This is a genomic window from Leptospira yasudae (assembly GCF_003545925.1).
Taxonomy (GTDB): Bacteria; Spirochaetota; Leptospiria; order Leptospirales; family Leptospiraceae; genus Leptospira; species Leptospira yasudae.
Genome location: NZ_QHCU01000003.1, coordinates 448,360 through 472,775, shown reverse-complemented (window position 1 = coordinate 472,775; position 24,416 = coordinate 448,360). Strand labels below are relative to the sequence as shown.

19 protein-coding genes and 2 pseudogenes are annotated in these 24,416 nt (G+C 47.7%); 7 read left to right on the top strand and 14 right to left on the bottom strand.

The genetic code is table 11. The features are described from left to right. Positions 1-31 precede the first annotated feature (31 nt). The 8 genes from DLM76_RS11010 to DLM76_RS10975 form a co-directional block, all read right to left on the bottom strand. Positions 32-898, bottom strand: coding sequence for an AraC family transcriptional regulator (locus DLM76_RS11010; RefSeq protein ID WP_241548223.1), 867 nt, complete (start codon positions 896-898; stop codon positions 32-34). A 113-nt stretch (positions 899-1,011) separates the two neighbouring features. After that, positions 1,012-1,434 carry a VOC family protein gene (locus tag DLM76_RS11005; RefSeq protein WP_118965284.1) on the bottom strand — a complete coding sequence of 141 codons (423 nt, stop codon included), beginning with the start codon at positions 1,432-1,434 and terminating at the stop codon, positions 1,012-1,014. Positions 1,435-1,854: 420 nt separating this feature from the next. Then, positions 1,855-2,355, bottom strand: coding sequence for a tetratricopeptide repeat protein (locus DLM76_RS11000; RefSeq protein WP_118955305.1), 501 nt, complete (start codon positions 2,353-2,355; stop codon positions 1,855-1,857). Positions 2,356-2,374: 19 nt separating this feature from the next. Continuing rightward, on the bottom strand, positions 2,375-2,818 hold the full coding sequence (locus tag DLM76_RS10995; RefSeq protein ID WP_118955306.1) for a hypothetical protein: 444 nt from the start codon (positions 2,816-2,818) through the stop codon (positions 2,375-2,377). Positions 2,819-2,862: 44 nt separating this feature from the next. Continuing rightward, positions 2,863-3,891 (bottom strand): PdxA family dehydrogenase, encoded by a 1,029-nt coding sequence (locus tag DLM76_RS10990; protein WP_118955307.1) that lies wholly within the window; start codon positions 3,889-3,891, stop codon positions 2,863-2,865. Between the two features lie 53 nt (positions 3,892-3,944). After that, positions 3,945-4,388, bottom strand: coding sequence for a bactofilin family protein (locus tag DLM76_RS10985; protein WP_010575404.1), 444 nt, complete (start codon positions 4,386-4,388; stop codon positions 3,945-3,947). 118 nt (positions 4,389-4,506) lie between these two features. Further along, the gene (locus DLM76_RS10980) at positions 4,507-5,274 is read right to left on the bottom strand and encodes a hypothetical protein (protein ID WP_118955308.1); all 768 of its coding nucleotides are present in this window, start codon (positions 5,272-5,274) and stop codon (positions 4,507-4,509) included. A gap of 95 nt (positions 5,275-5,369) precedes the next feature. Further along, positions 5,370-6,710 carry a tetratricopeptide repeat protein gene (locus tag DLM76_RS10975; RefSeq protein WP_118955309.1) on the bottom strand — a complete coding sequence of 447 codons (1,341 nt, stop codon included), beginning with the start codon at positions 6,708-6,710 and terminating at the stop codon, positions 5,370-5,372. A gap of 61 nt (positions 6,711-6,771) precedes the next feature. Between DLM76_RS10975 and DLM76_RS10970 the strand changes: the two genes are divergently transcribed. Beyond that, positions 6,772-9,021 carry a lytic transglycosylase domain-containing protein gene (locus DLM76_RS10970; RefSeq protein WP_118965203.1) on the top strand — a complete coding sequence of 750 codons (2,250 nt, stop codon included), beginning with the start codon at positions 6,772-6,774 and terminating at the stop codon, positions 9,019-9,021. Here the strand turns inward: DLM76_RS10970 and DLM76_RS10965 are convergent. Both DLM76_RS10965 and DLM76_RS10960 read right to left on the bottom strand, forming a co-directional pair. Beyond that, positions 9,018-9,281: a DUF2442 domain-containing protein gene (locus DLM76_RS10965; RefSeq protein WP_118955311.1), complete on the bottom strand. Its 264-nt coding sequence runs from the start codon at positions 9,279-9,281 to the stop codon at positions 9,018-9,020. The genes DLM76_RS10970 and DLM76_RS10965 overlap by 4 nt on opposite strands. Further along, positions 9,262-9,552 (bottom strand): DUF4160 domain-containing protein, encoded by a 291-nt coding sequence (locus DLM76_RS10960; RefSeq protein WP_206610255.1) that lies wholly within the window; start codon positions 9,550-9,552, stop codon positions 9,262-9,264. Before DLM76_RS10960 ends, DLM76_RS10965 begins: the two co-directional genes overlap by 20 nt. 201 nt (positions 9,553-9,753) lie before the next feature. Between DLM76_RS10960 and DLM76_RS10955 the strand changes: the two genes are divergently transcribed. The 6 genes and pseudogenes from DLM76_RS10955 (at position 9,754) to DLM76_RS10935 (ending at position 15,238) form a co-directional block, all read left to right on the top strand. Next, entirely contained in the window at positions 9,754-11,043 is a 1,290-nt protein-coding gene (locus DLM76_RS10955) for a citrate synthase (protein ID WP_118955313.1), read from the top strand. Positions 11,044-11,081: 38 nt separating this feature from the next. Then, positions 11,082-11,570, top strand: a pseudogene (locus tag DLM76_RS22155) (SAM-dependent methyltransferase); the annotation flags it as partial. A gap of 186 nt (positions 11,571-11,756) precedes the next feature. Beyond that, a pseudogene (locus DLM76_RS22150) lies at positions 11,757-12,428 on the top strand (class I SAM-dependent rRNA methyltransferase); the annotation flags it as partial. Then, entirely contained in the window at positions 12,406-13,284 is an 879-nt protein-coding gene (locus tag DLM76_RS10945) for a class I SAM-dependent methyltransferase (protein WP_118965202.1), read from the top strand. The pseudogene DLM76_RS22150 and the gene DLM76_RS10945, both read left to right, overlap by 23 nt. Further along, a complete protein-coding gene (locus DLM76_RS10940; protein WP_118965201.1) occupies positions 13,251-14,114 on the top strand; it encodes a TrmH family RNA methyltransferase in 864 nt (287 codons plus the stop codon). The genes DLM76_RS10945 and DLM76_RS10940 overlap by 34 nt, the downstream gene beginning before the upstream one ends. Then, the gene (locus DLM76_RS10935; protein ID WP_118965200.1) at positions 14,111-15,238 is read left to right on the top strand and encodes a glycosyltransferase family protein; all 1,128 of its coding nucleotides are present in this window, start codon (positions 14,111-14,113) and stop codon (positions 15,236-15,238) included. Before DLM76_RS10940 ends, DLM76_RS10935 begins: the two co-directional genes overlap by 4 nt. Here DLM76_RS10935 and mdoH read toward each other — a convergent pair. The 4 genes from mdoH to gltB form a co-directional block, all read right to left on the bottom strand. Then, the gene (gene mdoH, locus DLM76_RS10930) at positions 15,235-17,373 is read right to left on the bottom strand and encodes a glucans biosynthesis glucosyltransferase MdoH (protein ID WP_118965199.1); all 2,139 of its coding nucleotides are present in this window, start codon (positions 17,371-17,373) and stop codon (positions 15,235-15,237) included. The genes DLM76_RS10935 and mdoH overlap by 4 nt on opposite strands. Beyond that, a complete protein-coding gene (locus DLM76_RS10925; RefSeq protein ID WP_118955318.1) occupies positions 17,370-17,801 on the bottom strand; it encodes a hypothetical protein in 432 nt (143 codons plus the stop codon). The genes mdoH and DLM76_RS10925 overlap by 4 nt, the downstream gene beginning before the upstream one ends. Beyond that, positions 17,785-19,389 carry an OpgD/OpgG family glucan biosynthesis protein gene (locus DLM76_RS10920; protein ID WP_118955319.1) on the bottom strand — a complete coding sequence of 535 codons (1,605 nt, stop codon included), beginning with the start codon at positions 19,387-19,389 and terminating at the stop codon, positions 17,785-17,787. Before DLM76_RS10920 ends, DLM76_RS10925 begins: the two co-directional genes overlap by 17 nt. Before the next feature lie 174 nt (positions 19,390-19,563). Continuing rightward, complete coding sequence (gene gltB, locus DLM76_RS10915; protein WP_118955320.1) at positions 19,564-24,060, bottom strand: glutamate synthase large subunit; 4,497 nt, start codon at positions 24,058-24,060, stop codon at positions 19,564-19,566. Between the last annotated feature and the right edge of the window lie 356 nt (positions 24,061-24,416).

Sequence of the window (24,416 nt, the reverse complement as noted above, 5' to 3'; positions counted from 1 at the left end):
CCAGGAAACATTCGCTTAACAAACGACTTTCTCATTTTTGAAGAGGAATGTAAATATCCGTAATCGTCACTTCAAATTTTTTACGGAACGGATCTAAATACACTTCGAAAGGCGGGGAATTCTTCAGCGCCAACTTTTTCTCAGTCGCAAAACGATTTAGAAGAAATGAATATACTTCCGGTAACTTCGAATAGTCGCCCCGATGTCGAACGACCAAGTATTTCCCTCCCGCTACGGTTTGTTTTCCGAGTGCGCCTTCATTCGAAACTTCTCCAGCGGCCACGGAAACGCCGAGGTCGAAACGTATTTTTTCGGACGGAGTGATTTCCGGATCGTCCTGCGAAATCCCGATCCACTGATGATTCTCCGGTAAAGAGTTATTGGATTTTAAAAACGAAAGAAGCGATCGCACTTCCTCGGAATTCGGATCGAATCCGGGAAATTCTTCGTAAGGACCGTGATGACGAACGTAAACGATGGGAAAGGAAGAAATTTCTTTTTTATAGATTTCATCGGGATCGATCCCGTTCGGAACCGCGGATTCTTTCCAAACGGTTCGCTTTTCTTTATGAAATCGATTGCGAAATTCTTTCGGAGTAATTTGGAATGCCCGCTTGAACGCTTTGGTGAAGGCTTCGTTCGATTCGTATCCGGCTTCCAACGCGATTTCCAAAATCGGATACGAGGAAATTTTCAGTTCGTAGGCGGCCTTTTCCAATCGCAACCTGCGAATGTATTCCTGTACGGATTCTCCCTGAAGTTTGGAAAAGATCCGATGAAAATGCCAAGGCGAAAGGTTACTGAGAAACGCGAGTTGATTCAGTCCGATCGGCTCTCCGATCTTTTGCTGAATATGATCCCAAGCCGGATATAATTTTTTGGGTTCCCTTCGCTTCACCGATTCGTTTCACGTTTTGCCTCGGCTTCGCTTTTTTGTCTTCTACGATTTTATGCGGAAATTTCTTCCATGCCTTGGCCGGCCTCGGCTTCGCTTTTTTGTCTTCTACGATTTTATGCGGAAATTTCTTCCATGCCTTGGCCGGCCTCGGCTTCCCTCGCTTGAACGATATCGATTCCGATTCCGTTCGGATCGACCAATGTAAAGTGAACGTCTCCCCATTCTTCTTCGGTCAAATGCAGATCGATGGGAGCGCCGTTGTCCTTCATTCGTTCGTAGTCTTGCGCTACATTCTCGGATTCTAATATGATCCAAACTCCGGCACCGGCATACTTTTGTTGAAAGTAATCCTTGCGAACCTGCTCCAAACCGGGCAACATAAATCCGATCTCGTATTCGGGGCGTTCGGGCAAACAGAGAAGCGCGAACCAATCCGATTCGTATTTTACGCGGAGGCCGAGAACCTTCGTGTAGAATTCTTTTGATTCCTTTATCCGCTCCGTGATGATTCCTTTTTGTAAACTTTTGAAACGCATGTTTTCCTCCCGTTCTCCGTTATTCATATCCTAGTTTTGAACGGGAAACTGGATCGTTTTTGCTATTTTTAAAGTTTTGATAAAGGGAATTCGAATGAGCGGGAACCGATTGAAATCGACGCTTTTTTGATTTGAAAACGCGGTCTACTCGCGGTCGTTCGGGAATCGGAAGCGAAGATCGTAGTAATTAAAGATGTAGGATCTCCTGCAGAGTTAGAACGGGAGAAAGGTCCGCCGTTTTTCGCTGAATGTTCCGACAAGAATCGGGATTTTTTGTTGTGGATCGGAGACTTTTCTGTTAAAGGAAAATTCGTAAGGTTTTCCCGCCACCTCTCCTCCTCCACCCAACGCGGGTGGGGCGCCAGCACGTTTCACGAAAAAATCGTCGGAACAACGGCCGAATCTTTTAATCCTACATCTTCAATTGTATCGAATATAAATCCGTTTCAGAGCCAGATTTGCGGGAGGATAATTCGGCTGAATGGCGATCGCCTTTTCGTATTCCAGACGCGCCAATTCGATATGACCTAAAATTTCCAGACAAGAACCGGCGTTGAAGTACGGATACACCGGCACCTCGTATCGCGGAGCCGATTTCGCCCGTTCAAACCAAGGAAGCGCTTCCTGATAGCGTTTTTGCTGAAGCAGATAAACGCCGATATCATTATAAGGATTTCCTAATGTAGGATCGGTTTCGATCGCCGTCTTGCAGAACTCAATCGCACGATCCAATCTTCCCGCCAAGGAATAGGACCAACCCAAAAACGTCCAAGCCTCGGCCGTCGGTTTGGCCGCGATGGACAAACGATAGTGTTTGGAAGCGAGCTTGAGATTTCCCTTGGTTTGATATTCGTAGGCGGTCAAAAAATGTTTCTTCGCCTCTTCCGATTCGCCGAAGGATTGTAAGTAGAGTGGATTCATTCTACACTTTAGACCGAACTTACTTCGTGGAAAACTTCAAGAATTTCAAAAACGTGCCGTTTAAAAAACCGTCCACTTCGGGCGAAAAGTTGTTGTAGAGAATAAAACCGCTCCAGTAGATCAGGGTCGCACTCACCAGCGCTTTCGCGAGGGATTTGCTAACCTGCGGAGAAGCGGAATAAAAGATCCGAAACAAAGCCACGGGCCAAAGAAAGAACAAAAAGAAATAAAAACCTTTTCCGATTCCGTAGATCCAAGAAAGAATTTCCACGGGATAACTCGCGGTCAACCGTTCGTAACTCGCCTTTAATTCCGGAAAGTATTGGAAGAAGTAAAAGATAAAAACGAAAACGAAGATGATCTTCCAGACGAACTCGAAGTCGGAACGGAACAATACCAAAGTAAGACCGCAAAACCAAAACAGGAAAATCGGAAATACGATTTGTTCTAAAAGTCCAGGCATAAACCCTCGTTTTTGTTTTTACCGGCGGCGTATGATTACGAAAATCACGAACGATTCCCGACGACTCGATGCAGACATTCTACAAAGCTGGCTGAATCTGCAAGCCCTTTCCCGGCAATATCGAACGCGGTTCCGTGATCGGGAGAAACGCGGATGAACGGAAGACCCAAGGTAAGATTCACGCCCTTCTTCCCTTCCCACATTTTAAACGGAATCAAACCTTGATCGTGATAACAAGCCAGATGCAGACCGAACTTCTTTCTCGCGGATTCGCCGAACATGGAATCGGCGGACAAAGGCCCTTCCACCTTCAAACCCTTCTTTTTCAAAAACGCAATCATAGGTTCTAAAATTTCCGCTTCTTCCTTTCCGACCTTGCCGCCTTCTCCCGCGTGCGGGTTCAAACCCAAAAACGCGACGGGTTTATTGCGGTCGATCCGATCGCAGGAAAGAATCGAGTCCGCCAACGAAGGAAGATCGATCCCTTTCAAAAACTCGGGCACCCGCACCAACGGAACGTGAGTCGTCAAAGGAAGAACCTGCAGATCCTTACCGGACATGAGCATATACGTTTTCGTATTATATTCTTCGGCTAAAAATTCTGTATGACCGCGGAACGCGGACGCTCCCGAAGCGATCACCCATTCCTTGCTCAAAGGAAGAGTGATGAGATCCCCTCCTCCTATTTTTTGAAATTCGACCGCGAGAGAAAGAGAACCTAACGCCGATTTGCCGGACAACGAAGAAGGTTTTCCGAACTTCAAGGAAGCGATTTCCTTTTTGGAAAGAACGTTGTGCGAAACCGCAAACAAACCCTTCGTTCCGATTTCAGCCGATGCGGATCGGAGCGCGGACGTGTTCGTCGCCGCATCGGAAACGGAAGAATTCTTTACCGCGGGAACGATTTCCTCTGCGACAACGTTCGCAAAATCTTTCGGAAGCGGAAACTTACCCGAATGAAAATAAACGATCGGTCTGGATTTGGAGATTTTTTTTAAAAGAGAAAGGGAATGAAGGAAGATCTCCGGACCGATTCCACAAGGGTCGCCTTCTGTAATCAGGATCCGGTTCACTTTGATTTGAAACGGCTTTCGGATCGGAAGAACTCCGAACGAAAGCCCTTGGATTATTCTTTTGCCGCTCCGGATTGTTTTCCGAAGATTTTTTCCACGCTGAGAGAATCTTTCGAATACTCGAGATCGATCAGATCTTTTGCGGAATGTTTGAGGTCGTTGGAGATCATACAACGTCCTTCGAGGATCACTCCGTTCTGGATGATCAACTCGGGAGTACGGATATCTCCGAGAATTTTGGAAGTAGGAAGAAGCATCACTCTGTTTCTTGCGGTGATGTTTCCGATAACGATTCCTTCGATGATAACGCTGGCTGCGGTGATATTGGTTTTTACCTTACCGGTAACGCCGATATAAAGCTGTTCCGCTTGTAAGGACTTACCTTCGAATTTTCCGTCGATCTTGAGAGATCCGTTGATAAAGAATTTTCCGCTGAAGTAGGAATTTTCTCCGATGGTGGAGTTCGTAACTTCGGATGAATTTTTAACGAGTGCCATGCGCCTGTCTTTCCTGTATGTCCTTTTCGGAGGGAGTTAAAATCACTAAATATGCAGATCCCGTCAGACGGAAAAGGATTTTTCAGACCTTGTCTTGAAAATTGGATGTCCGGGAACATCAACGGATATTGGGAACGTTGATGCGATCGAGAGCCTCGGCGGTGAACTCCTGAAATTCCTTGAGGGCGTCCAGGATCGCCTTTCCTTCCAGCTCGGTGGCCCGTTCGAATCTCGGATTGAAACGGATCGGTTCTTCCAAGTTCATGATGACCCCGCCCACTTCCTTGGTCTCTTTCAGAACCTTGTTGAGAAATTCGTTGAACTTCTGAAACATCTCGAATGCCTCCGCGATGAAGATCCGAGTCTGTTTGTTTTTCATACGGCTGAGCTGTTCGCGGAATTCCTGTTTTTCCGCAGCGTGAAATTCTTCTATGGTCTCGGTGAGAACCTTGATGTTTCTGCGGATGTTCTCCATGTATTTAACGACCCCGTCCTTTTCGTTGGTATGGGAGAAGTCGAAACGGACGTGGGTTTCGTTGAGGATCGGAAGATATTCCCGGTCCATGACGTTGATCCAAGTCCCGATCTGATTGACCTCGGGATCGTTGGAGTTCGGGGAAATTTTCATGACCGGATATTTCGCGAGAATTCTTCCGGCCTCGTTCGGATTGTCTTTGTATCGTTTGATCTGTTCGGCGGCCACGTCCAAGTTATCCGGAATTCCTTCGGGAGAAATGTCCTTCATCTTGTTTCTGTATTTTTCCAAATCCCTCGAAACGCGGTATCGTTGTTCGTCGTTCTTCGACTCCCTCGAGATCTTTTCCAGCTGATGAATCATCTTCTGGTATTTCTGCAGTTCGAGAATTTGTTCGTGACTGATTGCCATTGGATTGTTCTTACGATCCTAAATTTTTTAGGGAACTCCGATCGACTTCAATTCTCCGTTTTCGGCGGAGATCTGTCAAGGGAAGTTCGCCGAAATCAATTCTTCTTGTAACGTTCCAAAACCAAACGCAGATAATCCGAATCCGGAAATTTCAAAAGAAGGCTGTCCAAAATTCCGATTCCCTCGTCGGACCGGCCGATCTCGATCAAAGCCAAACCCTGCAGATACAGCATTTCGGGAGAAAAACGGAAACGTCCGCATTGCTCCAAAGAGTTTAGAAAGTTCTCATATTCCTTTTTGAAAAAGAGAAGCGCGGCTTTCGCCCTGCGCGTAAGATAAGAATCCGGAAGTCGTTCCGAAAAACCTCCGATTTCTTTCTGCACGTTCGAAGATTCCGTGGAGTTCAAGAGAATCAGAAGTTCGAAAGGACTGAGAGTGTAAACGAGATGATTTTCCTTCAAGAGCGCATAACGTTTTTCGAGGGATTCGTCCTGGCCCGCGAGGATATTTTCCTGAAGCGAACCGAGCAGAACCGATCTTCCGTTTTTCTGTTTTTCCCCTTCGAGCCAGGCCTTTCTGTATTCGCGGGGACGGATTCTTTTTAAAACGAAATAGTTCTCCAGATAACCGTGACGGGAAGAATACGCCTTAAAAAAGGATTCCTTTTCTTCGGAGCTGAGATGTTCGATCACCGAAAGAACCCTTCGTTCGATGGGGAACACGGTTCTAAAACCGGTGGTCTCGTGTTTGAAAAGAAGCCATGCAAGTCCGAGCAGCCCCGGCTCCTCCCCCGTGACGACGAGATCGTAGATCGTTTCCCGATCTTCCACCTGAAGGCCGCCGAATTTCCAGAGGGCGCCGAACTTTTGAAAACGGGACGAACCTTTATTCATTAAAGATTCGGAATATTCAATTTTTCCCATGAGCGCGAGAAGCTGTTTCGCCTCCACGACAAAGGGAAGATCCTGATCGTAAACCTGAGTCAGTGCGAGATATTCGTCGAGTTCCTGTTCGTGCAGAAGAAAGGATTCCAAAACCTGAAAGACTTCCGGATCGGCTTGGTGTTCCTCCAGTGCCTTGTCCAAAAGTTCCTCGAAGAAAATCTTCAGAAGATTTTTTTCGCGTTCGGAAAGACCTTCTTCCTCGAAAGGAGAAGTCGCGTCGGATTGAAAACGGAATTCTCCGAGCAAGTCGATTCTTAAACTGGAAAAAGGAGAATGAACCTTGTTGAGAGCGCCGGAAAAATATTCCAAAATTTTGGATTTGAGTCTTAGGATTTCAGGATTGCGCGGAACCGGACCTTCGTTTTTTTTGCGTCTGGGTAAAACGATCTCGGCGATCGGAGGTTCCTCCGGCGTAAAATTTTTTTCCGCGAACGAAGAGAGAGTGATCTCGGGCCACAAATCGTTTGTTTTTTCTTTTTCCAGGATTTGCATGGGAATTTCCTTTTTGCGATTGAATCCTTAGGCCGAAAAGGTAAGTAAAGAAAGAATACGAATGAAAAAATTCGCCCTGACCAGCCTACTCCTCTTCATTTTCGGCAACCTTTACGCAAACGATGATCTCAAATATCTGATCAAATCCTACAGCCTTCAAAAAATACACCGCATTTTTCGGGAGCGTCATCCGGGAACCGAGTCCGAGGTCTACGCCTTGGTCCGCTATCACGAGGAACATCCGGATGGAAGCCGGGACAAAAAGTTTTCTTATCTCGTTTCCCTTCTCAAAGGGAGAATGGTGTCCTCTCCGGGAAGACAGGATCTTTTGGAAATCCTGAATTCTCCGCTTCCGTCGATTTCGATCATCACGCGTCTTTCGCTTTGGAAACTCTATGAAGAAGCAGCGCATCGAAAGATTCTCGGAAAGGAAGAACTGATCGGACTTTTAAAGAAGTTTCCGAGAGAAAACGATCCCCTCTCGCAGAACGCGATCTCCGAAATTTTTAAGATTTATTACGAAGCCGGAATGATCCAGGAATGTCTGGATTTCGCGAAAGGATTCAGCGACCGCGAACAGGCCGAAATTTTTTCTCCGATGATCCAATACCGTTATGCGAAATCGCTCTACAAATCGGGGAACACCGAAAAAGCGGAATCGATCTTCTATTCGATCTTGGAAGATCCCGCGGTTTTATCTTCGGTGAAAAAATTCATCTTAGAAGATCTGCAAGTCTGGAAAGGAAATTCCTTTTATCATTCCCTCACTCCCGAACGAGCGGCCTTATTTCTTCCCCATCTGGACGCGTCCGAAAAAAAACACCTTCTCTCCGCAAAGGATTTGGAAAAGGTTTCCTTTTCCAAGGGAGAAGCCTTCCGCAATACCGCCCGCGTTCTCGCCGCTTACGAACCGGAATCGCTTCCGAACTTCTTTCGTCGCAACTCGGGACTCGCGAGATCCAATCCGGACTTTACCGCCGCGATGTCGAGAGAACTGACCAACCAAAGTTTTTCCGGCAAGGCCTTGGATTTGTTGAACGACTCTGGAGCCGAAAAGAACGACGAGGTTTTATACAGCTACGCGAGAGCGTATAAAAAACAGGGGAACAAGGATCTATATTTCAGAAATCTAATAGACTCCCTCGAAAAAAATCCCACCAATTTAATCCGACAAGACGAACTCATCGAACTTCTCACGGGAAATCACGAAAACTTTTTGGGAGACGCGTATTGGAAGGACGCGCTTCGAAAAATTCCCGATCTTCCCGTCAAAGGAAGACTCGTCTATTGGTATCTTCGTTTTTTGAAAAAGAACGGTCGGACCGAGGAACTGAATTCCTGGCTCAAGTCGTATTACAAACACATTCCGGGTTCGTATTATACGCGCGTGATCCGGGAGGAATTCCAGGAAGAGATCTCGGCCTTCCCTCTTCCTTCCAATCCGACCTGGAACCGCGACAACCTTTTCGAATATCTTTCTTTGACCGCGGGGATTCCCGAACTTTCAGGAAAGATCTTAGGAAAGGATTTGGAATTCGCGACGCAGGCAGCCGCGTTTCAATTGAACGTGCGCATCGACAACGCACATTCCAAGATTCGAGGAAACCGTTATCTTCAAACCGCAAAGGAATATCTCGAAGTCGGAGAGATGGCCTACGCCCTCTCCTTGGTGCAAAGATATAAAGTCCAACAGGGAATCGGGGAAAACGAAAAAGAGGAAATCCTCGCGGCGTTAGGCGAACAAACCGCAACTCCATATCTCACCGTCTTTCACACAAGATCGCTCATGAAGAAAGAAAAACTCAGCGACGACGTGATTCTTCTTCCTTCCAAACTCGCGGCGAGAATTTATCCGAGACCGCATCGCGGTTTGGTCTCTTCGATTTCCGGGAACGTCGGAATCGACGAGGACATCGTCTACGCGATCATGCGTCAGGAATCTTTTTTTAAAGAGAACGCGGTTTCGGTTTCCAACGCGAGAGGTCTGATGCAGATCATGGGACCCACCGGAAGGGAACTCGCCAAGAGGATGAATCTGGATTCTTACTCTTTGTTCGATCCGGAGGTTTCGATCGAGATGGGCGCGCGGTTTTTGCGTTATCTCGTCGCGTCGAACGGAAATCTTCAGTGGGCTTCGATCGCCTACAACGGCGGGCCGGGAAATCTCCGCAAATGGAAACGGAATCATTACCACGGGGACTTCAATCATTTCTTGGAAGAACTTCCCGTCAAGGAACCCCGAGACTACTGCAGGATCGTAAGTTCGAACTATTACAACTATCAGAATTTGAGGAAGTATAAGAACCTCTAACGGGAAAACCGTTTCGTTTGATCGCCGGTTCCCAACAACAGACCGGCGACGCTGATGTCTTCGTCGATTTCCTCCCAGTGCAATCCGATTCCGCCTCCGCTGATAACGACTTCCGCTCTTTGTTTCGAAGTCGCACGCAGAAGACGAGGAAAGTATGTTAGAGGTACTGAAAGTTTTCTGCCGTCGTAAAGAGCGACCCAAAGACTATCTGCGTCGAACCAGACCTTCTGTGCGCGTGCTTCATGCGTTGAAGAAATCATTCCATTTTCCTTGTATCAGTCGCCGATTCTTTTCGATCTCTTCTTGAATCCAGGTCAGCTCTTGAGAACGAAATCCGTAATTTTCATCCAACAATATTTCAGGCTCGATCCAAAATTTTGCAACTCTTTCCCCTTTGCGAACGTGGATATGTAAAGGTTCTCTCGGATTTCCTTCGTTAGAGAAAAAGAAAAATTTGTATCCATTGCTCTCGAACACTTTCGGCACAAACTCATTCTTCACTATATCAAATTTCAAACAAGCAAAAAACATAACGTATGTTTAGTGTTCAAGATTTCTAAGATATAAATCGATTCCGACAAACAACTTCCTATTCTTTCGGATTTTTTAGATTGTCTATCTGACGGAAAGAATAGGATAGGAATCTGAAACGATTTTAAGCGCAATTTTTCAAGCCGCCGATTGGATCTTAAATTCGGCGAAAACAACGAACAACTACTCTAGGAGAGGAACATGGCCGAGGTAGCAATTCTGAAGATCGACGGGAAAGAATACGAACTCCCGATCATCGTAGGCACCGAAAACGAGAAGGCAGTAGACATTTCAAAACTCCGTCAGCAGACGGGATACGTAACACTGGACAACGGATATTTAAACACCGGAGCCTGCACGAGCGCGGTGACCTTTCTCGACGGAGAACTCGGAATCTTACGTTACAGAGGAATTCCGATCGAACAACTCGCGGAAAATTCCACATTCACCGAAGTCGCTTATCTTTTGATCTACGGAAAACTTCCTTCCGACGCGGAACTCAAACGCTGGAACGAAGAACTCACGATGCACACCTTGATCCACGAGGATCTCAAACGTCTTTACAACGGATTTCCGAAAGACGGTCACCCGATGGCGATCATGTCTTCGATGATCGGTTCCCTTTCCACATACTATCAGGATTCGTACGATCCGGAAAACGCGGAACACAGACATATCTCCATGATCCGTCTTCTCGCGAAGTTCCCTACGATCGCGGCGTTCGCATATAAAAAATCCATCGGACAACCTACGATTCATCCTTTGAACAGCCTCGACTACTGCGCGAACTTCATGAACATGATGTTCTCCGTTCCGAGCGAAGAATACAAAGTCGATCCTGAAATCGTAAAAGCCTTGAACCTTCTTTTGATCCTGCACGCGGACCACGAACAAAACTGTTCGACGTCTACGGTGCGTTTGGTGGGTTCCTCTCTTGCAAACCTCTACGGAGCGATCTCCGCGGGAATCTGCGCCCTCTGGGGACCGAGACACGGCGGTGCCAACCAAGAAGTTCTCGAGATGCTGCAGGAGATTCAAGCGAGCGGACTGCCCGTGAAAAAGATCGTGGAAAAAGCGAAGGACAAAAACGATTCCTTCCGTCTTTCCGGATTCGGTCACAGGGTTTATAAAAATTTCGATCCTCGCGCGAAGATCATCAAAAAGGCCTGCGACTCCGTGTTAAAACGGCTCGGGGTTCAAGATCCTTTATTAGATATCGCTAAAGAACTCGAGGAAGCGGCTCTTCACGATCCTTACTTCGTGGAAAGAAAGTTGTATCCGAACGTGGACTTCTACTCCGGAATCATCTACCGCGCCCTCGGAATTCCTGTGAACATGTTCACCGTGATGTTTGCGATGGGACGTCTTCCCGGCTGGATCGCTCAGTGGAAAGAAATGATCGAATCGACCGATATGAAAATCGGCCGTCCAAGACAGATCTACGTCGGAGCGACCGAAACTTCTTACAAAGACGCCAAGAAAAAAGCCTGAACGCACACAAGACAAACTTCCGGTTCCGCAGATATCAGCTGAACCGGAAGAGTGAACTCTCCCTCCAACGAAAACATCCCTGGATCTTCAGCGGAAATCTTTCCACAGCGGCTTCTCCGTTTAAAAACGGACAATGGCTGAATCTCGTCTCCACAAACAACGAACCCGTTGCGACTGGAATCTATTCCGCGACGGGACTCGTACGGATTCGCATCCTTCAATTTTTACCCGAGTTTTCCAAAGAAAAAATACGGGAGAATCTGGTTTCCGCGATTCGACGCCGCGCATCCGTTCGTAAAGAAACGAACGCGTATCGCATCCTGCACGGAGAGAACGATTTTTTTCCGGGAGTAACCGTGGATCGTTTGGCTCAAACCTGGGTGGTAAGAATTTATTCTTCCTCTCTGATGGGTTATGGCCGTTGGCTCGTCTGGAATCTGTATGATCTATGCAAAAATTCTAAATTAGAAGAACCGCAACCGAAACGGATCGTGTTCGATCCGCCCGAAAAAACGGGAGAAGATAAGATCGGCTCTTCCCAATCCGATGTCGCATTCGAAAATCCGCCAAATGTTATAAAACGCCGCGAGGCTCGGATTTGGCGGGGGAACGCGGAAGCCGAAAAGGGGAAAGCGGACGCCCGACCTGCCGACGACAAAAACGAAATTCAGAAAACAAGTCTCGAACCCGTCGATTCAAAACGAAACGCGCAACTCCGTATCCGCGAAACGATCCGATTGAGGGACGTTTCTTTTCCGGTTGAACTTCCCGGACAAAAAGGAGGAATCTTTTTAGATCTCAGAAATCTGCGGCGCTATCTGCTCGAAAAAAAGGAATTGAGCCGCGATCAAAATTGTCTTCATCTTTTTTCACACACGGGTTTAACGTCGATCTGCATGGACGTTGCGGGAGCCGCTTCGGTTTTATCCGTGGACGGATCGAAGGAAGCCTTGGACTCGTTTCAAAGAGTGTTGAGCAAACGCCGAAACGAAACTTCGTGCAGACACAGGTTCGCTCAAAAAAATATCTTTCAGGAACTGGAAGAAATTCTCCGCGGCCAAACCTTCGGATTGATCGTGATCGATCCGCCGAATCTGACGCCGGACGCAAAGTCGAAACCGAACGCGCTGAAATCCTACTCGTATCTTTTCGCAAACTGTCTTGCGTCCTTGGAAGAATCGGGAACGATCATTCTTTGTTCCTGTTCGGGAAGAATTCAATCGAAGGAACTGGAATCGCTCGCTAAGAACATTCTCAAAACGAAAGGCTGGAGTTTTGAAACGTTCACCAGCTTACGACCGGAAGAGGATCATCCGGTGCGAAAGAACTTTCCGGAAGGAAATTATTTTAAGGTACATATCTATGAAAACTGCAAAAAAAACTGAAAGCCTCGAAGGAACATACGCTCTGATCGATTCCGGAGACTTTCGAAAACTCGAACAAATCGGACCTTATACGATCATACGCCCTTCTCCCGTTTCCGCCTGGCCCGCGACTAAACCGCAGCTCTGGAAAAACGTACACGGAGAATACGTCCGTTCCGACAAAGGCGGAGGCGCCTGGACCTGGAACAAAAAGGTGGAAGAAGAATTCTATGTGCAAATATTAGAATATTCCATTAAGATAAAATTCACTCCGTTCGGGCATCTCGGAATCTTCGCGGAACAGCTCGAAAACTGGAAAAAAATCCAGAAACTATGTTCCCAACTCAAAAAAGAGGAGGAAGTCCTGAATCTTTTCGCCTATTCGGGAATTTCCACCTTGGCCGTGTTAGACGGAGGAGCGTCCGCGTGTCACCTCGATTCCTCCAAAGGAATGGTGGATTGGGCCCGCGACAACGCGAACGCATCCGGTCTCGCGGACAAAAAGGTGCGTTGGATGGTCGAGGACGTATTGAAATTCTTGAAGCGCGAAATCAAACGCGGAAAGGATTACCGCGGTTTCATCCTCGACCCGCCCACCTTCGGAAGGGGAGCGAGCGGAGAAGTTTTCAAGATCGAAAAGGATCTTCCCGAGTTGATGGATCTTTTGATGCAGCTTTGCGGAGGCAAACCGGACTTCATCGTTCTCACCTGTCATTCCACCGGATTCAGCCCTCTCGCCTTACAAAGGATTTTGGAGGGAAGAATCCGCAACCGGGGCAAGTTCCATCTCGGAGAACTTTCCATTCCGGAAGAAAGCGGAAGACTTTACCCCGCAGGATCGAATTGTATCTATGTATCGGAGAGACTTTCGCTTTGAACGAAGAAAAGGACATTTCGTTTTTGGAAATCACAAGCTTTTCGAACGAGAAGCTGAAAAATATTTCCAACCTGAAGGAAAAAAAACATCGGGAATCTTCCGGTCTTTTTTTTATCGAAGGATATCGCGAAATTCTCCGCGCCTCCAAATCCGGTAAGTTGAAATTCCAAAACGTACTTTATTCTCCCGAATGTTTTTTAGGAGAAAACGAATATTCTCTTATCCGTTCGATCGGAGCCAAAAACATACGCGTCCCTAAAAAGGTTTTCGAAAAGATTTCGTATCGGGACCGGCCGGACGGACTCGTTGCGACGGCTCAATTTTTCGACACCGGACTCGACGCGTTTCAAAACGAAACGAACGCATTCAAAAATTCGAAACCGATTCTGGTGATCGAAGGAGTGGAAAAACCGGGAAATCTCGGAACGATTCTTAGAACCGCGGAAGGAGCGGGGTTTCACACCGTACTGGTAGCCGATCCTCGGCTTGACTTGTTCAATCCGAACGTGATCCGCGCTTCCACCGGAGCCTTGTTCACCCTCGACGTATATCTGGGTGAAACAGAAGCGATTTATAAAATTCTAAAGAAGAATCAATACAGAACGTTAGCCGTAACACCGGAGGCGAAAAAACTCTACACGGACGCGAACCTCAAAGGAAAAATCGCGCTCGTATTCGGTTCGGAACAATACGGACTTTCTCCGTATGCGAGAGGGAATTCCGACGAATACCTGTCCCTTCCGATGTTCGGAGAAGCGGATTCCCTCAATCTCGCCATGTCCGCGGGAATCGTAATGTACGAAGTGATCCGTCAGGTCGGCGCGAAATGAAACTCACCTATTACGTCAGCGGACACGGATTCGGTCATATCAGCCGATCCATGGAAATCATTTTGTATCTGCTCCGCAGTTTTTCGGATTTGGAAATCGATCTCGTTACGGTCCGCGAACAATTCTTAACGACCCTTTCCTTAAGCGGCGAAGATTCGAAAAACGTAGAGCGTCTGCACGTCCGCAGAAAGCAGGTCGACGTGGGAATGATGCAGAAGGATTCCCTTTCGATCGACATACGCGGAACCGAGGCGAGTCTCGAAGAATTCGAATCAAAAAAATCGTATATTCAAATTTCTGAAATCGAATCCTGTCTGGATTTCGAAACCGAATTGATCCTTTCCGATTCGGCTTCCTTGCCGTTCGTCGTCGCCGATAAGATCAAAGTTCCTTCCCTATTCGTGGGGAACTTCACTTGGGATTTTATCTACGGAGGCTACGCGAAAGAATCCGTCGTTTTCGAGCAGACGGCACGCACTCTCTACGAAGAATATTATTATGCGACATTCGGACTTCTTCTACCCTTTGCCTGCCCCGCGGAATCCTTAGCGGAACAAAAACAGATCGGGTTAGTGGGTCGCAGGCCGCATTTGAGTAAAAAAGCCGCGAAAGAACGTTTCGAACTTTCCGAAGACCGCACCTACCTTTTGTTTTCCTTCGGAGCATACGGAGTGGAAACGACCCATTTCGATTGGGAAAAACTCGACTCGGAAAAATATAAGATCGTGATTTCGGGTGCGACCGATTTCGATTTAATGCAGATTCCCAAAAAACAAAGAAACGGAATCCTCAAACTTTCGGATCTGCATTATCCGGATCTTTTGACCGCCTGCGATTATGTGATCACGAAACCGGGTTATGGAATCTTAAGCGAAGCTGTGTATGCAAACACGCCCGTTCTTTATACGGATCGGGGAAATTTTCCGGAGGTTCCGTATCTGCATCGATCCCTTCGCGAGGAAATCCCGTCGGCCTTTCTTTCAAACGAGGATCTGTTTTCCTTCCGGTTTGAAAAAGCGATCGCGGAAGCGAAACGCTGGAACGGAAACCCTTCTCCTTTGTTTGCGCGGGACGGAAGAGAGGACGTGAAACACGCCGTTTCAGTTTTTCTAAAACTGATCTAAGAAGCGACTTCGCTTAACAAAATCTCTTTTTGATATTCCGAAAAGGACTTCTTCCACCAGGAAGAAACGCGGTTCAAATCCGTGGTCCAAAACCAAGCGTGGAGTTCCGCCACGGAATCGTGGTCCCAAAGAATTCTCTGCAGTTCCTGATTCTTAAACGTTTCCGGTCCTTCCGTTTTCAGTTTGTCGCAAAGAGAGCGCAGATAATTTTTTCGGACGGGCGTTTCTTTTGCGCGTTTGCGTAATCGGGAAAGATGAAATCCGTTCAGTCGGGGATCTACGATCGAAAGAAAAATCCCGCGCCTATCGTCCCCGCCTCCCACAACCTTCCCGTACTCGTTTCTGTTTTGCTCCAGGGTTTCGAGGAGTTTATGCTCTCTTTGCTCCGGCGGGTTGTTCAAAAATCCGAAGGACAGATTTTTTTTCTTCGGAGTGGAGGAAGTCAAGAGGGCCAACGGATACGCGAAGATCCAACCGAGCAACAAAGGTAAAAACCAAAAGAACAAAATCGGATACGTCATAAACATCCAGATTCCGATTCCCAATCCGTAAAACGAAGCGGGGAGAACGGTATATGCCAAGGCCCTGTTATCGGGTCCGGACGCCGCGTCCCTGTTTTGCGGTCCCCATTCTATTTTACGATTTAAGAATGTAAGAAGAATGAATCTCGTATACTGAACCATATAAACGGGCGCCATCAAAACCGAATGGAGAAACTCCGTCAAAAAAGAGAACGTCCAAGAGAAGAACGGGGCGCCCCATTCTTTTCTTCTAAAAAAAGAAACTTCCAAAAACGAAACGATGCGCGGAAGAAACAGGACGAACAAGGTATAACCTTGCAGCGTATAGGCGACCGGAAGATAAAGGTCGTCGCGAAACGCGATCCAATCCTCGGGCAACAACGCGAGTCTAAAAAAATCCACGTCCTCGATCGTCGTCAAAGAAGAAGACAACAACATCAAGGCCCACAACGGAGAACTGAAATACGAAAAAATCCCGAGTAAAATCTGCAGTCGGCTGGAAAAGCGGAGTTTACCTCCGAACAAAAACCAAAAATGCTGCAGGTTCCCCTGACACCAACGATTGTCCCGTTTGAGCGCCTCCAGCACGTTAGGCGGTGCTTCTTCATACGAACCTTTGAGATCGGAGGCGAACCAAACCCCGTAACCGGCTTTCCGAAACAAGGCCGCTTCGATCGTATCGTGGCTCAAAATTTTTCCGCCGATCGCGCTTTCACCGGGAAGTCCGGGAAGCCCGCAGTATTTCATAAACGGCTGCAATCGAATGATCGCGTTGTGTCCCCAAAACGGCCCCGAACGAAGCTGCCAGAAAAAAGAACCCGCTCCGAAAACCGGATTTCCTACCCAAGCCGCAAACGCGGACAGCTTTTGAAAGATGGATTTGGCTCCTATCACCTCGGGAACGGTTTGTATGATTCCCGCGTTCGGAATTTTTTCCATGAGGTATATTAGATTTTTCATACATTCTCCCGTGACGATACTGTCTGCGTCCAGGATGATCATGTATTTATATCGTTTGCCCCATCTTCTGCAGAAATCGGCGATGTTGCCCGACTTCTTGTTCAGGTTGACCCTTCTTTTTCGGTAGTAGATTCTCCCTTGGTTGGCCGGTTTTTGACTTATGTGATAAAAGGCCTTTTCTTCCAGCGCCCAAAGATTCGGATCGGAAGTGTCGGAAAGAATGAAAAAATCCGTTTTCCGCGCGAGTCCGTTCGATGCGATCTCGTCCATCATCAGCTCGACTCCGGCGAAAATGCGCGTAACATCCTCGCAGTGGATCGGCATTACGACTGCCACGGGAGGAATCTCATCCTCTAAAATAGTATAATTTTCTAATATTCGGGAGATCCGCAACGGGTCCCCTCCCCGGATTTTCTGCACGAAACCGATCAACGCGGTCGCCGCCCCGAAGGATATAACGGGAAACAAAAGGCAGAAAAGAATCAGCGTCGCCCATTCGAACGGACTGATCGATTGAAAGGATAAGAACTGAATCTCTAAAAAGACTCCGATGATTACGAAAAAGAACAACAGTCCTCCGAAACTCAAACGGCGATAACTCATCGTTTTGGAATCGATGAGGGTTCCCAGTTTTTCTTTTTCGGTGGAATTCAACTCAAAAGTCCGTAGAGTAAGGATGCGTATACGACTCCCCAGAAGAGAACGGAAAAAATCACCGCGACCGGTTCCAATTTTTCTTTCGGCTCCGCCAAATCACCTAACGGACCGAAGTCGACAGGCTTAGGAATCATGCTCGAAGGTTCTATGGCGGGTAAACCGGCTTCGTTCTTTTTTTCGGAACGAATCGATCCGGATTTCAGAAAGAGTTTCATGGTTTCTTCCTCCCAACCGGACTCGGCCGTTACCGAACTTGAAAGGGGTTTCGTTTCGACCGAACGTAAAAATCGGGTAAGAGTTTCGTGCAATTCGATCGGGTCCGTGATTCCGGAAGCGATACAGTACAGTTTTACTTTGGAATACACCCGAGCCAGTTCTTCCTTTCGGATTCCGGAACGACGGTCGTGATCAGATCGAGGATTCAAGAGTGAACGTCCAGATCTCGCTCAGGTCTTCCTGATTTTTTTTCAATACGGCGCGCAGTTCCGCCGGTTTGTTTCTGTTCTTTTGGACCACGCGGAAGGTGAGTCTCCATACGCCGGTCTCTTCAATTTTTTGAATATTATAATCCGTTAATTCCGCGTTGTCCCCCGTATCGATGGAAGCCTGCAAATACGTGAACGCATCCAAGGCTTTGAGCTTTTCGCCGGCAAAGTCCACATAAAACACGCGCATATCGGATTCTCCCGGGACCGGAGCGATCCTTGTGGAAACGGTTTTCGCAAGTTCCTCCGGAAGAGGATCTTCGTTTAACCAGCGTATGGTGTAACTGAATTCGTAAGGCTGCAAGGGCGCGGGGAAATTCGCCGGCACCCAAAAGGCGCCGATGTTATCGTCCGAATCCTTTACCGTGGGGATCTGCAGAAGTTGTATGCTTCCCTTTCCCCAATTTCCTTCCGGTTCCACCCAAGCGGATGGCCGCAGATGATACTTCATCGAATTGTCTTGATAACTCGCAAAGTTTCGATCCCTCTGCATTAAACCGAAGGCTCTCGGATTCTCGTCCTGAAACGCGTTGATCGTGACTCGTTTCGGATTATCAAGAGGTCTCCAAACCCAATCCCCTTTTCCGCTTTCGATCATCAAGCCGTCCGAATCGTGAGACTCGGGATAGGCTTGTCCTTCCGGAATCCCCCGGGTTTCCGAATACCAATACATCGACGTTAAAGGCGCGATTCCGAATCGATCCACTTTGGTTCTAAGAGTAACCTCCGCGTTCACATGCACGGAAGAAACCTTTCCCGGAGAAATTTGAAATTCATAAGCACCGGTCGCGGTCTTTCCGTCTAACAATGCATAAACGAAAATCGTGGAATCGGTTTTGTCGGGATGAACGATCCAAAAATGCGTGAATCCGGGGAAGTCTTCCGGATAAGGCATTCCCGTATTGATCGCGATTCCCCGCGCGGACAAACCGTAGACCTGTTTTTTGGAAACCATTCTGTAATAACTCGCGCCTTGAAACACGGTGAACTCGTCCGTATGTTCGGGTGTGTTCAAAGGATAATGAATCTTAAATCCGGAATAACCAAGATTCTCCGGAATTTCTCCCTGCACCTTCAAGTTGGAAAGATCGAAATATGCGTCGTCGTACGGAATCTGTCTCGCGTAATCGGAACGGACTTCGTGAAGAGTCACGTTCGTATTGTATAAATGTCCGGGATGAAAGAATTGAATCTGAAACGGATTTCCTTCCTTTTTCCAAAGGGAGGATTCGGGCCGGAAGCGGATATTCTTGTATTGATCCCAACTCAGTCCTTTTAAAAATTGCGTGGAAACGAATTGCGGTTTCACATAACGTCCGTGCGCCATGCTTCTCGCTTTCTTTTTCAGATCCTCGAAAGAAAATCTGGTTACGGGGATTTTGATGCCTGATACCGGATCTAGGATGACGGTTTCTTCGGTTTCGGGAAATTTAAAATCGATCTCCGATTCTTTCTTTTGCTGCCTATTGGCGACCGCAAAGAGAAGGATCGTGGCGAAAAACGCGAGGGCTATGTGTATTCTTAACATTGTATTCTTTCCAGATCAAAACCGCCCTCTTTCGAGAGCGCTTCTTAGAAAATTCTTCAATGAGAAGATTCTTTCTTTTGAATCCAAGGGAAACGATTCGAAATTCTTCCCTGAATCGCCTAACGGTAATTAGGACCCTTTCAGGGAAGTTTTCGTTCTTCGTTTTCGAAGGGATTATTTCGGAACTACCTTCACGAAATAATTTTTGTTTCCTTCAAAGTCCTTTAAGATTCCTTCCGAGAGATCGGAACCGGTCAACTTGGAGTGTTCGGAAATCAAGTTCTTGATGACCTCGTAATCTCCGTTTTCCAGATCCACGGTCTTTACGTATTCCTTATTGAGAAGAGGTTGAATGTCCCATCCCTTTTGGAAGAAATACGCGGTTCCTCCGGTCATACCGGCTCCCATGTTCTTGCCTACGCTTCCGAGACAAACGATGGTTCCGCTGGTCATGTATTCGAGGAAGTGATCTCCGGCTCCGCCGACCACCGCTTCCGCACCCGAGTTACGAACTCCGAAACGTTCTCCCGCTCTACCGGAGCAGAAAAGTTTTCCGGAGGTCGCTCCGTAAAGACAAGTGTTGCCGATGATCGTATTCTCATACGCCTTGAGTTTCGACTTGCGGTGTTTTTTGATTACGATCACACCGCCGCAAAGTCCCTTTCCGACGTAGTCGTTCGCATCTCCGTGTAAGGTGACCTGAACTCCTTTGACAAGCCATGCTCCCAAAGATTGTCCCGCGGTTCCTTCCAGAATGATTTCGAGTTTACCCGGCAATCCTTTCGATCCGTATTTTCTCGCGATAAGACCGGAGATCTTCGCTCCCACGGTTCTATTCGTGTTGCGGACAAGATAAGAAAGAGCCATGGAAGATTTTCCTTCGAGAGCTTTTTCCGCGTCCTTGATGATACGATCGTCCAATACTTCTCCGATCGGTTCCTTGCGGACCGATCTGTCTTTTTTCTGCTTCGTAGGATCGTAGAACAGAGGCAGTCGCACCAAGATCGGGTTGAGATCGAGTGAATCCAAACGATCCCTTTCGTAACGCGTGATCTGCTTGAGAAGATCGGTTCTTCCGATGATTTCGTCGATCGATCTGAATCCGAGTTCCGCAAGATATTCTCTGACTTCCAACGCCAAACAAGCGAAGAGGTTCACGAGTTGATCCGGAGATCCTTTGTATTTCGCGCGGAACTTGATGTCCTGCGTCGCGATTCCGGTCGGACAATTGTTCAAGTGGCATTTTCTCGCCATGATACAACCTAAAGCAACGAGGGAAGCGGTTCCTACTCCGTATTCTTCCGCACCCAAACAAGCCGCGATGATCACGTCTCTTCCGGATACGATCCCTCCGTCCGTTCTTAACACGACTCGGTCGCGGAGTCCGTTCATTACTAAAACTTGATGTGTTTCCGAAAGTCCGAGTTCCCAAGGAGAACCAGCATACTTGATCGAAGTGATCGGAGCCGCACCGGTTCCACCCACGTGACCGGAAATCAAAATCACATCGGCGTTCGCTTTTGCGACACCGGCTGCGATCGTTCCCACGCCCGCTTCGGACACGAGCTTCACGGAAACCTGCGCCTTGTGGTTCGCCATCTTCAAGTCGTAGATGAGCTGTGATAAATCCTCGATCGAATAAATATCGTGGTGAGGAGGAGGAGAAATCAAATCGATTCCCATCGGAGTGTGACGGTTGGTCGCGATCTCCTCGTTGTTCTTTTTACCGGGAAGCTGACCGCCTTCTCCCGGTTTCGCACCTTGCGCGATTTTGATTTCGATTTCGGTTGCGGAGTTCAGATACTCGGAGGTCACACCGAATCTTCCGGAAGCGATCTGCTTGATGGAAGAATTCGCGAGATCCCCTTTTTCGTTCACCACGTAACGGGAAGGATTCTCCCCGCCTTCTCCGGAGGAAGACTTAGCGCCTAACCGGTTCATGGCGATCGCGAGATCTGTATGCGCTTCGATGGACAACGCACCGTGAGACATACCCGGAGTGAGGAAACGTTTTTGAATTTCCGTAACGGTTTCCACTTCCTCGATCGGGATCGGCTTTCTGGCGACGAAGTCGAACAAGTCGCGGATGTTGATCGGATCGCTCTCTTTCAGAATCTTAGTCGCTTCTTTAAACGCTTCGTAGTCGTTGTCGACCGCTGCCTTTCTTAAGAATTTAACGACTCTCGGAGACCAACGGTGAGGTTGATCGTCCTTCTCGGAGATAAAGTCTTCCGGATTGAGTTCTTTGTAGAATGCCTGTTCGTGATTTCGGAGAATGTTTTGTTCGATCCCGCCGATTCCGATTCCGGAAATACGCGAATACGTTCCGGGGAAATACTTGGACACGAGCGTTCTGGAAAGACCGATCGCTTCGAACACCTGACCTCCCACGTAAGAGGAAAGAATCGAGATTCCCATTTTGGACATGATCTTCAAAAGACCGTCGTCCACGCCGTAGCGGTAGTTTCCGCAGATCGTGTGGAATGCCGGGCGAGTTCCGTCTTCTCCGTCGAATTCTCCCTTTTCCCAAAGATCGAATAACGTGTCCCAGATCAGGTAACTGTTTACGCCGGAAGCTCCGTATCCGAGTAGCACGGCCACATTATGAATTTCGAATGCGGAACCGGTTTCCACGAGAATCGAAACCGCCGAACGCGTTTTGTTGCGGATCAAGTGGTTGTGAACCGCGGCGACCGCAAGTTCCATCGGGATCGGCGCTCTTTCTTTCGAAAGCTTTTTATCGGAAAGAACGAGAATGTTCGTTCCGGACTTAGCCGCCTGCAGCGCTTGTTCCAGAAGAGCGTCGAGAGCTTTTTCGAGATAGTTCCGATTCGGGTTCGCTTCCGCTTCGATATGAGCTTCGAAGGTTGCGTCTAATGTGAGAATTTTATACGGTTTTCCGTCCATCTCGCGAATCCGTTTCAGATCCAGATTGGTGAGATACGGATGGGAAAGAACCAGACAGTTCTGAGGTTTGTCGTCTCCGAACAGGTTCATCTTTTTGACAAGACGAGTGTACAGAGAGGTCACGCCTTTTTCACGGATGTAGTCGATCGGAGGATTGGTTACCTGCGCGAATCTCTGACGGAAATAGGTGTAAAGACCGATGCGGGAAAGCATCAGGATCGAAAGAGGAGTATCGTCCCCCATGGAGCTGATCGCTTCTTTTCCCTGATGCGCCTGCGGTTTGATCACAGACTTTTGTTTAAACGGAGAATAAGCGAAAAGAACCTGTCTTCTTCTCAGATCGTCCCCTTTGTAGGTGATCGTCTCCTGCATGGACGCGTCGAGATCCTGGTTGAGATACGAAACGTTCTCTTTGGACCATTCTCTGTAGTCGTATTTTTTCTCGAAGAGAGAATTGATGTCCTCGTTGTAATAGAGCTTTTTCTCTTTGAGATTGATCCCGATCATCTCTCCCGGACCGAGACGTCCTTTTTTGGTTACGATCTCTTCGTCCACTTGAACGAGACCCGCTTCGGAACCCATGATCAAAAGTCCGTCCTCGGTTACCGCGTAACGCGCCGGACGAAGACCGTTTCTATCAAGAGCGCCTCCGATCCAGTCTCCTTCCGCAAACGCGAGCGCGGCGGGACCGTCCCAAGGCTCTATTAAAGTATTATTATATTCGTAAAAGCTTTTCAACTCTTCCGACATCGTGAGGTTTTTGGACCACGCGTTCGGAACGAGCATCGCCTTCGCTTGAAGAACGTCCTTTCCGGAACGAACGATGGCTTCCATCGCGTTGTCCAAACTCGCGGAGTCGCTCATGTGAGGACGGATGATCGGATGGATTTCCTTTTGATATTCTCCCCATTTTTTGCACTCGAGTTCTTCCTCGCGCGCGAGCATCCAGATTCTGTTTCCGGCGATCGTATTGATCTCTCCGTTGTGCGCGAGAATCCGGAACGGCTGAGCAAGCGCCCAAGAGGGGAACGTGTTGGTGGAATATCTTTGGTGAAAGATACAATACGGAGAAACCATCTCTTCCGAGTTCAAGTCTTCGTAGAACTGGGACACTTGGTTTCCGTTGAAGAGACCTTTGAACACGATTCTTTCCGAGGAAAGGGAACAGATGTAAAGATCTCCCGCGAGTGAAAGACGATCCGCGTCTCTCATCAGTTTTTTCTGGATTAAGAATAACTTCGTTTCGAAGTCGTCGTTCGACATTCCTTCCGGTTTGCCGATCAGAACTTGTTCGATCTGAGGTCTGGATTGGTTCGCCTTCGGTCCGAGAACTTCCGGATTTACGGGAACGTATCTCCATGCATAAAGTTTAAAGTTGAATTCCATGAGCGCGGACTCGACGAGGCTGCGGCACATGTCCTGTTTATCGATGTCTTCTCTCGGAAGGAAGATCATACCGACACCGATGGAATCTTCGTCCGGTCTGCGGTGACCCATGTCTTCGATGTAGGTTGCGAACAGCTTCTTAGGAATTTGAATCATGATACCGGCTCCGTCTCCGGTAACCATATCTGCGTCGACCGCTCCCCTATGCGTCAGGCATGCGACTGCCTTGAGTCCCATAGAGACGATTCTGTGACTGTTTTCTCCCTGAAAGGAAGCAACAAATCCCACTCCGCAGTTATCATGTTCAAACGATCTTTCATACAGACCGTTCTCCTCAAGATACTTTTGAAGTTGCAACTGTTCTCTTACATCATTCATCATTTGCCGAGATCCCTCATGATACAAATTCCCTGGTTAACAACGACGTCGGGCGCGCCTATGGCTGAAATTTCAGCAAAATTCCCCAGCTACAGCCAGTAAATTGAGAGTTGCGTAAATTGAAAACATTCTTTTAAAAGGCAGGATTGAAATAAGAAACGCAGATTTCACTGATCAAATTCTCGCTCTTCCCTTCCTCTCTTTCCCTCAGTATAACACAGTTTCCAACTTCGATCCATTCGGATTCAAGAACGCGTTCTTTGCAAAACGACATCCTCATCTAAAAAAATAGATCTCCTCGAGTTAGACTGTTTCAACGGTACGTGAGTCGTTTATCTTGGTCGCCTTTTGCTTGA

Coding starts and splice junctions, on each gene's coding strand:
- DLM76_RS11005 (WP_118965284.1), bottom strand. CDS start 1,434: ATGCGTTTCAAAAGTTTACAAAAAGGAATCATCACGGAGCGGATAAAG.
- DLM76_RS11000 (WP_118955305.1), bottom strand. CDS start 2,355: ATGAATCCACTCTACTTACAATCCTTCGGCGAATCGGAAGAGGCGAAG.
- DLM76_RS10995 (WP_118955306.1), bottom strand. CDS start 2,818: ATGCCTGGACTTTTAGAACAAATCGTATTTCCGATTTTCCTGTTTTGG.
- DLM76_RS10985 (WP_010575404.1), bottom strand. CDS start 4,388: ATGGCACTCGTTAAAAATTCATCCGAAGTTACGAACTCCACCATCGGA.
- DLM76_RS10980 (WP_118955308.1), bottom strand. CDS start 5,274: ATGGCAATCAGTCACGAACAAATTCTCGAACTGCAGAAATACCAGAAG.
- DLM76_RS10975 (WP_118955309.1), bottom strand. CDS start 6,710: ATGCAAATCCTGGAAAAAGAAAAAACAAACGATTTGTGGCCCGAGATC.
- DLM76_RS10970 (WP_118965203.1), top strand. CDS start 6,772: ATGAAAAAATTCGCCCTGACCAGCCTACTCCTCTTCATTTTCGGCAAC.
- DLM76_RS10965 (WP_118955311.1), bottom strand. CDS start 9,281: ATGATTTCTTCAACGCATGAAGCACGCGCACAGAAGGTCTGGTTCGAC.
- DLM76_RS10960 (WP_206610255.1), bottom strand. CDS start 9,552: ATGTTTTTTGCTTGTTTGAAATTTGATATAGTGAAGAATGAGTTTGTG.
- DLM76_RS10955 (WP_118955313.1), top strand. CDS start 9,754: ATGGCCGAGGTAGCAATTCTGAAGATCGACGGGAAAGAATACGAACTC.
- DLM76_RS10945 (WP_118965202.1), top strand. CDS start 12,406: ATGAAAACTGCAAAAAAAACTGAAAGCCTCGAAGGAACATACGCTCTG.
- DLM76_RS10935 (WP_118965200.1), top strand. CDS start 14,111: ATGAAACTCACCTATTACGTCAGCGGACACGGATTCGGTCATATCAGC.
- DLM76_RS10920 (WP_118955319.1), bottom strand. CDS start 19,389: ATGTTAAGAATACACATAGCCCTCGCGTTTTTCGCCACGATCCTTCTC.
- gltB (WP_118955320.1), bottom strand. CDS start 24,060: ATGAATGATGTAAGAGAACAGTTGCAACTTCAAAAGTATCTTGAGGAG.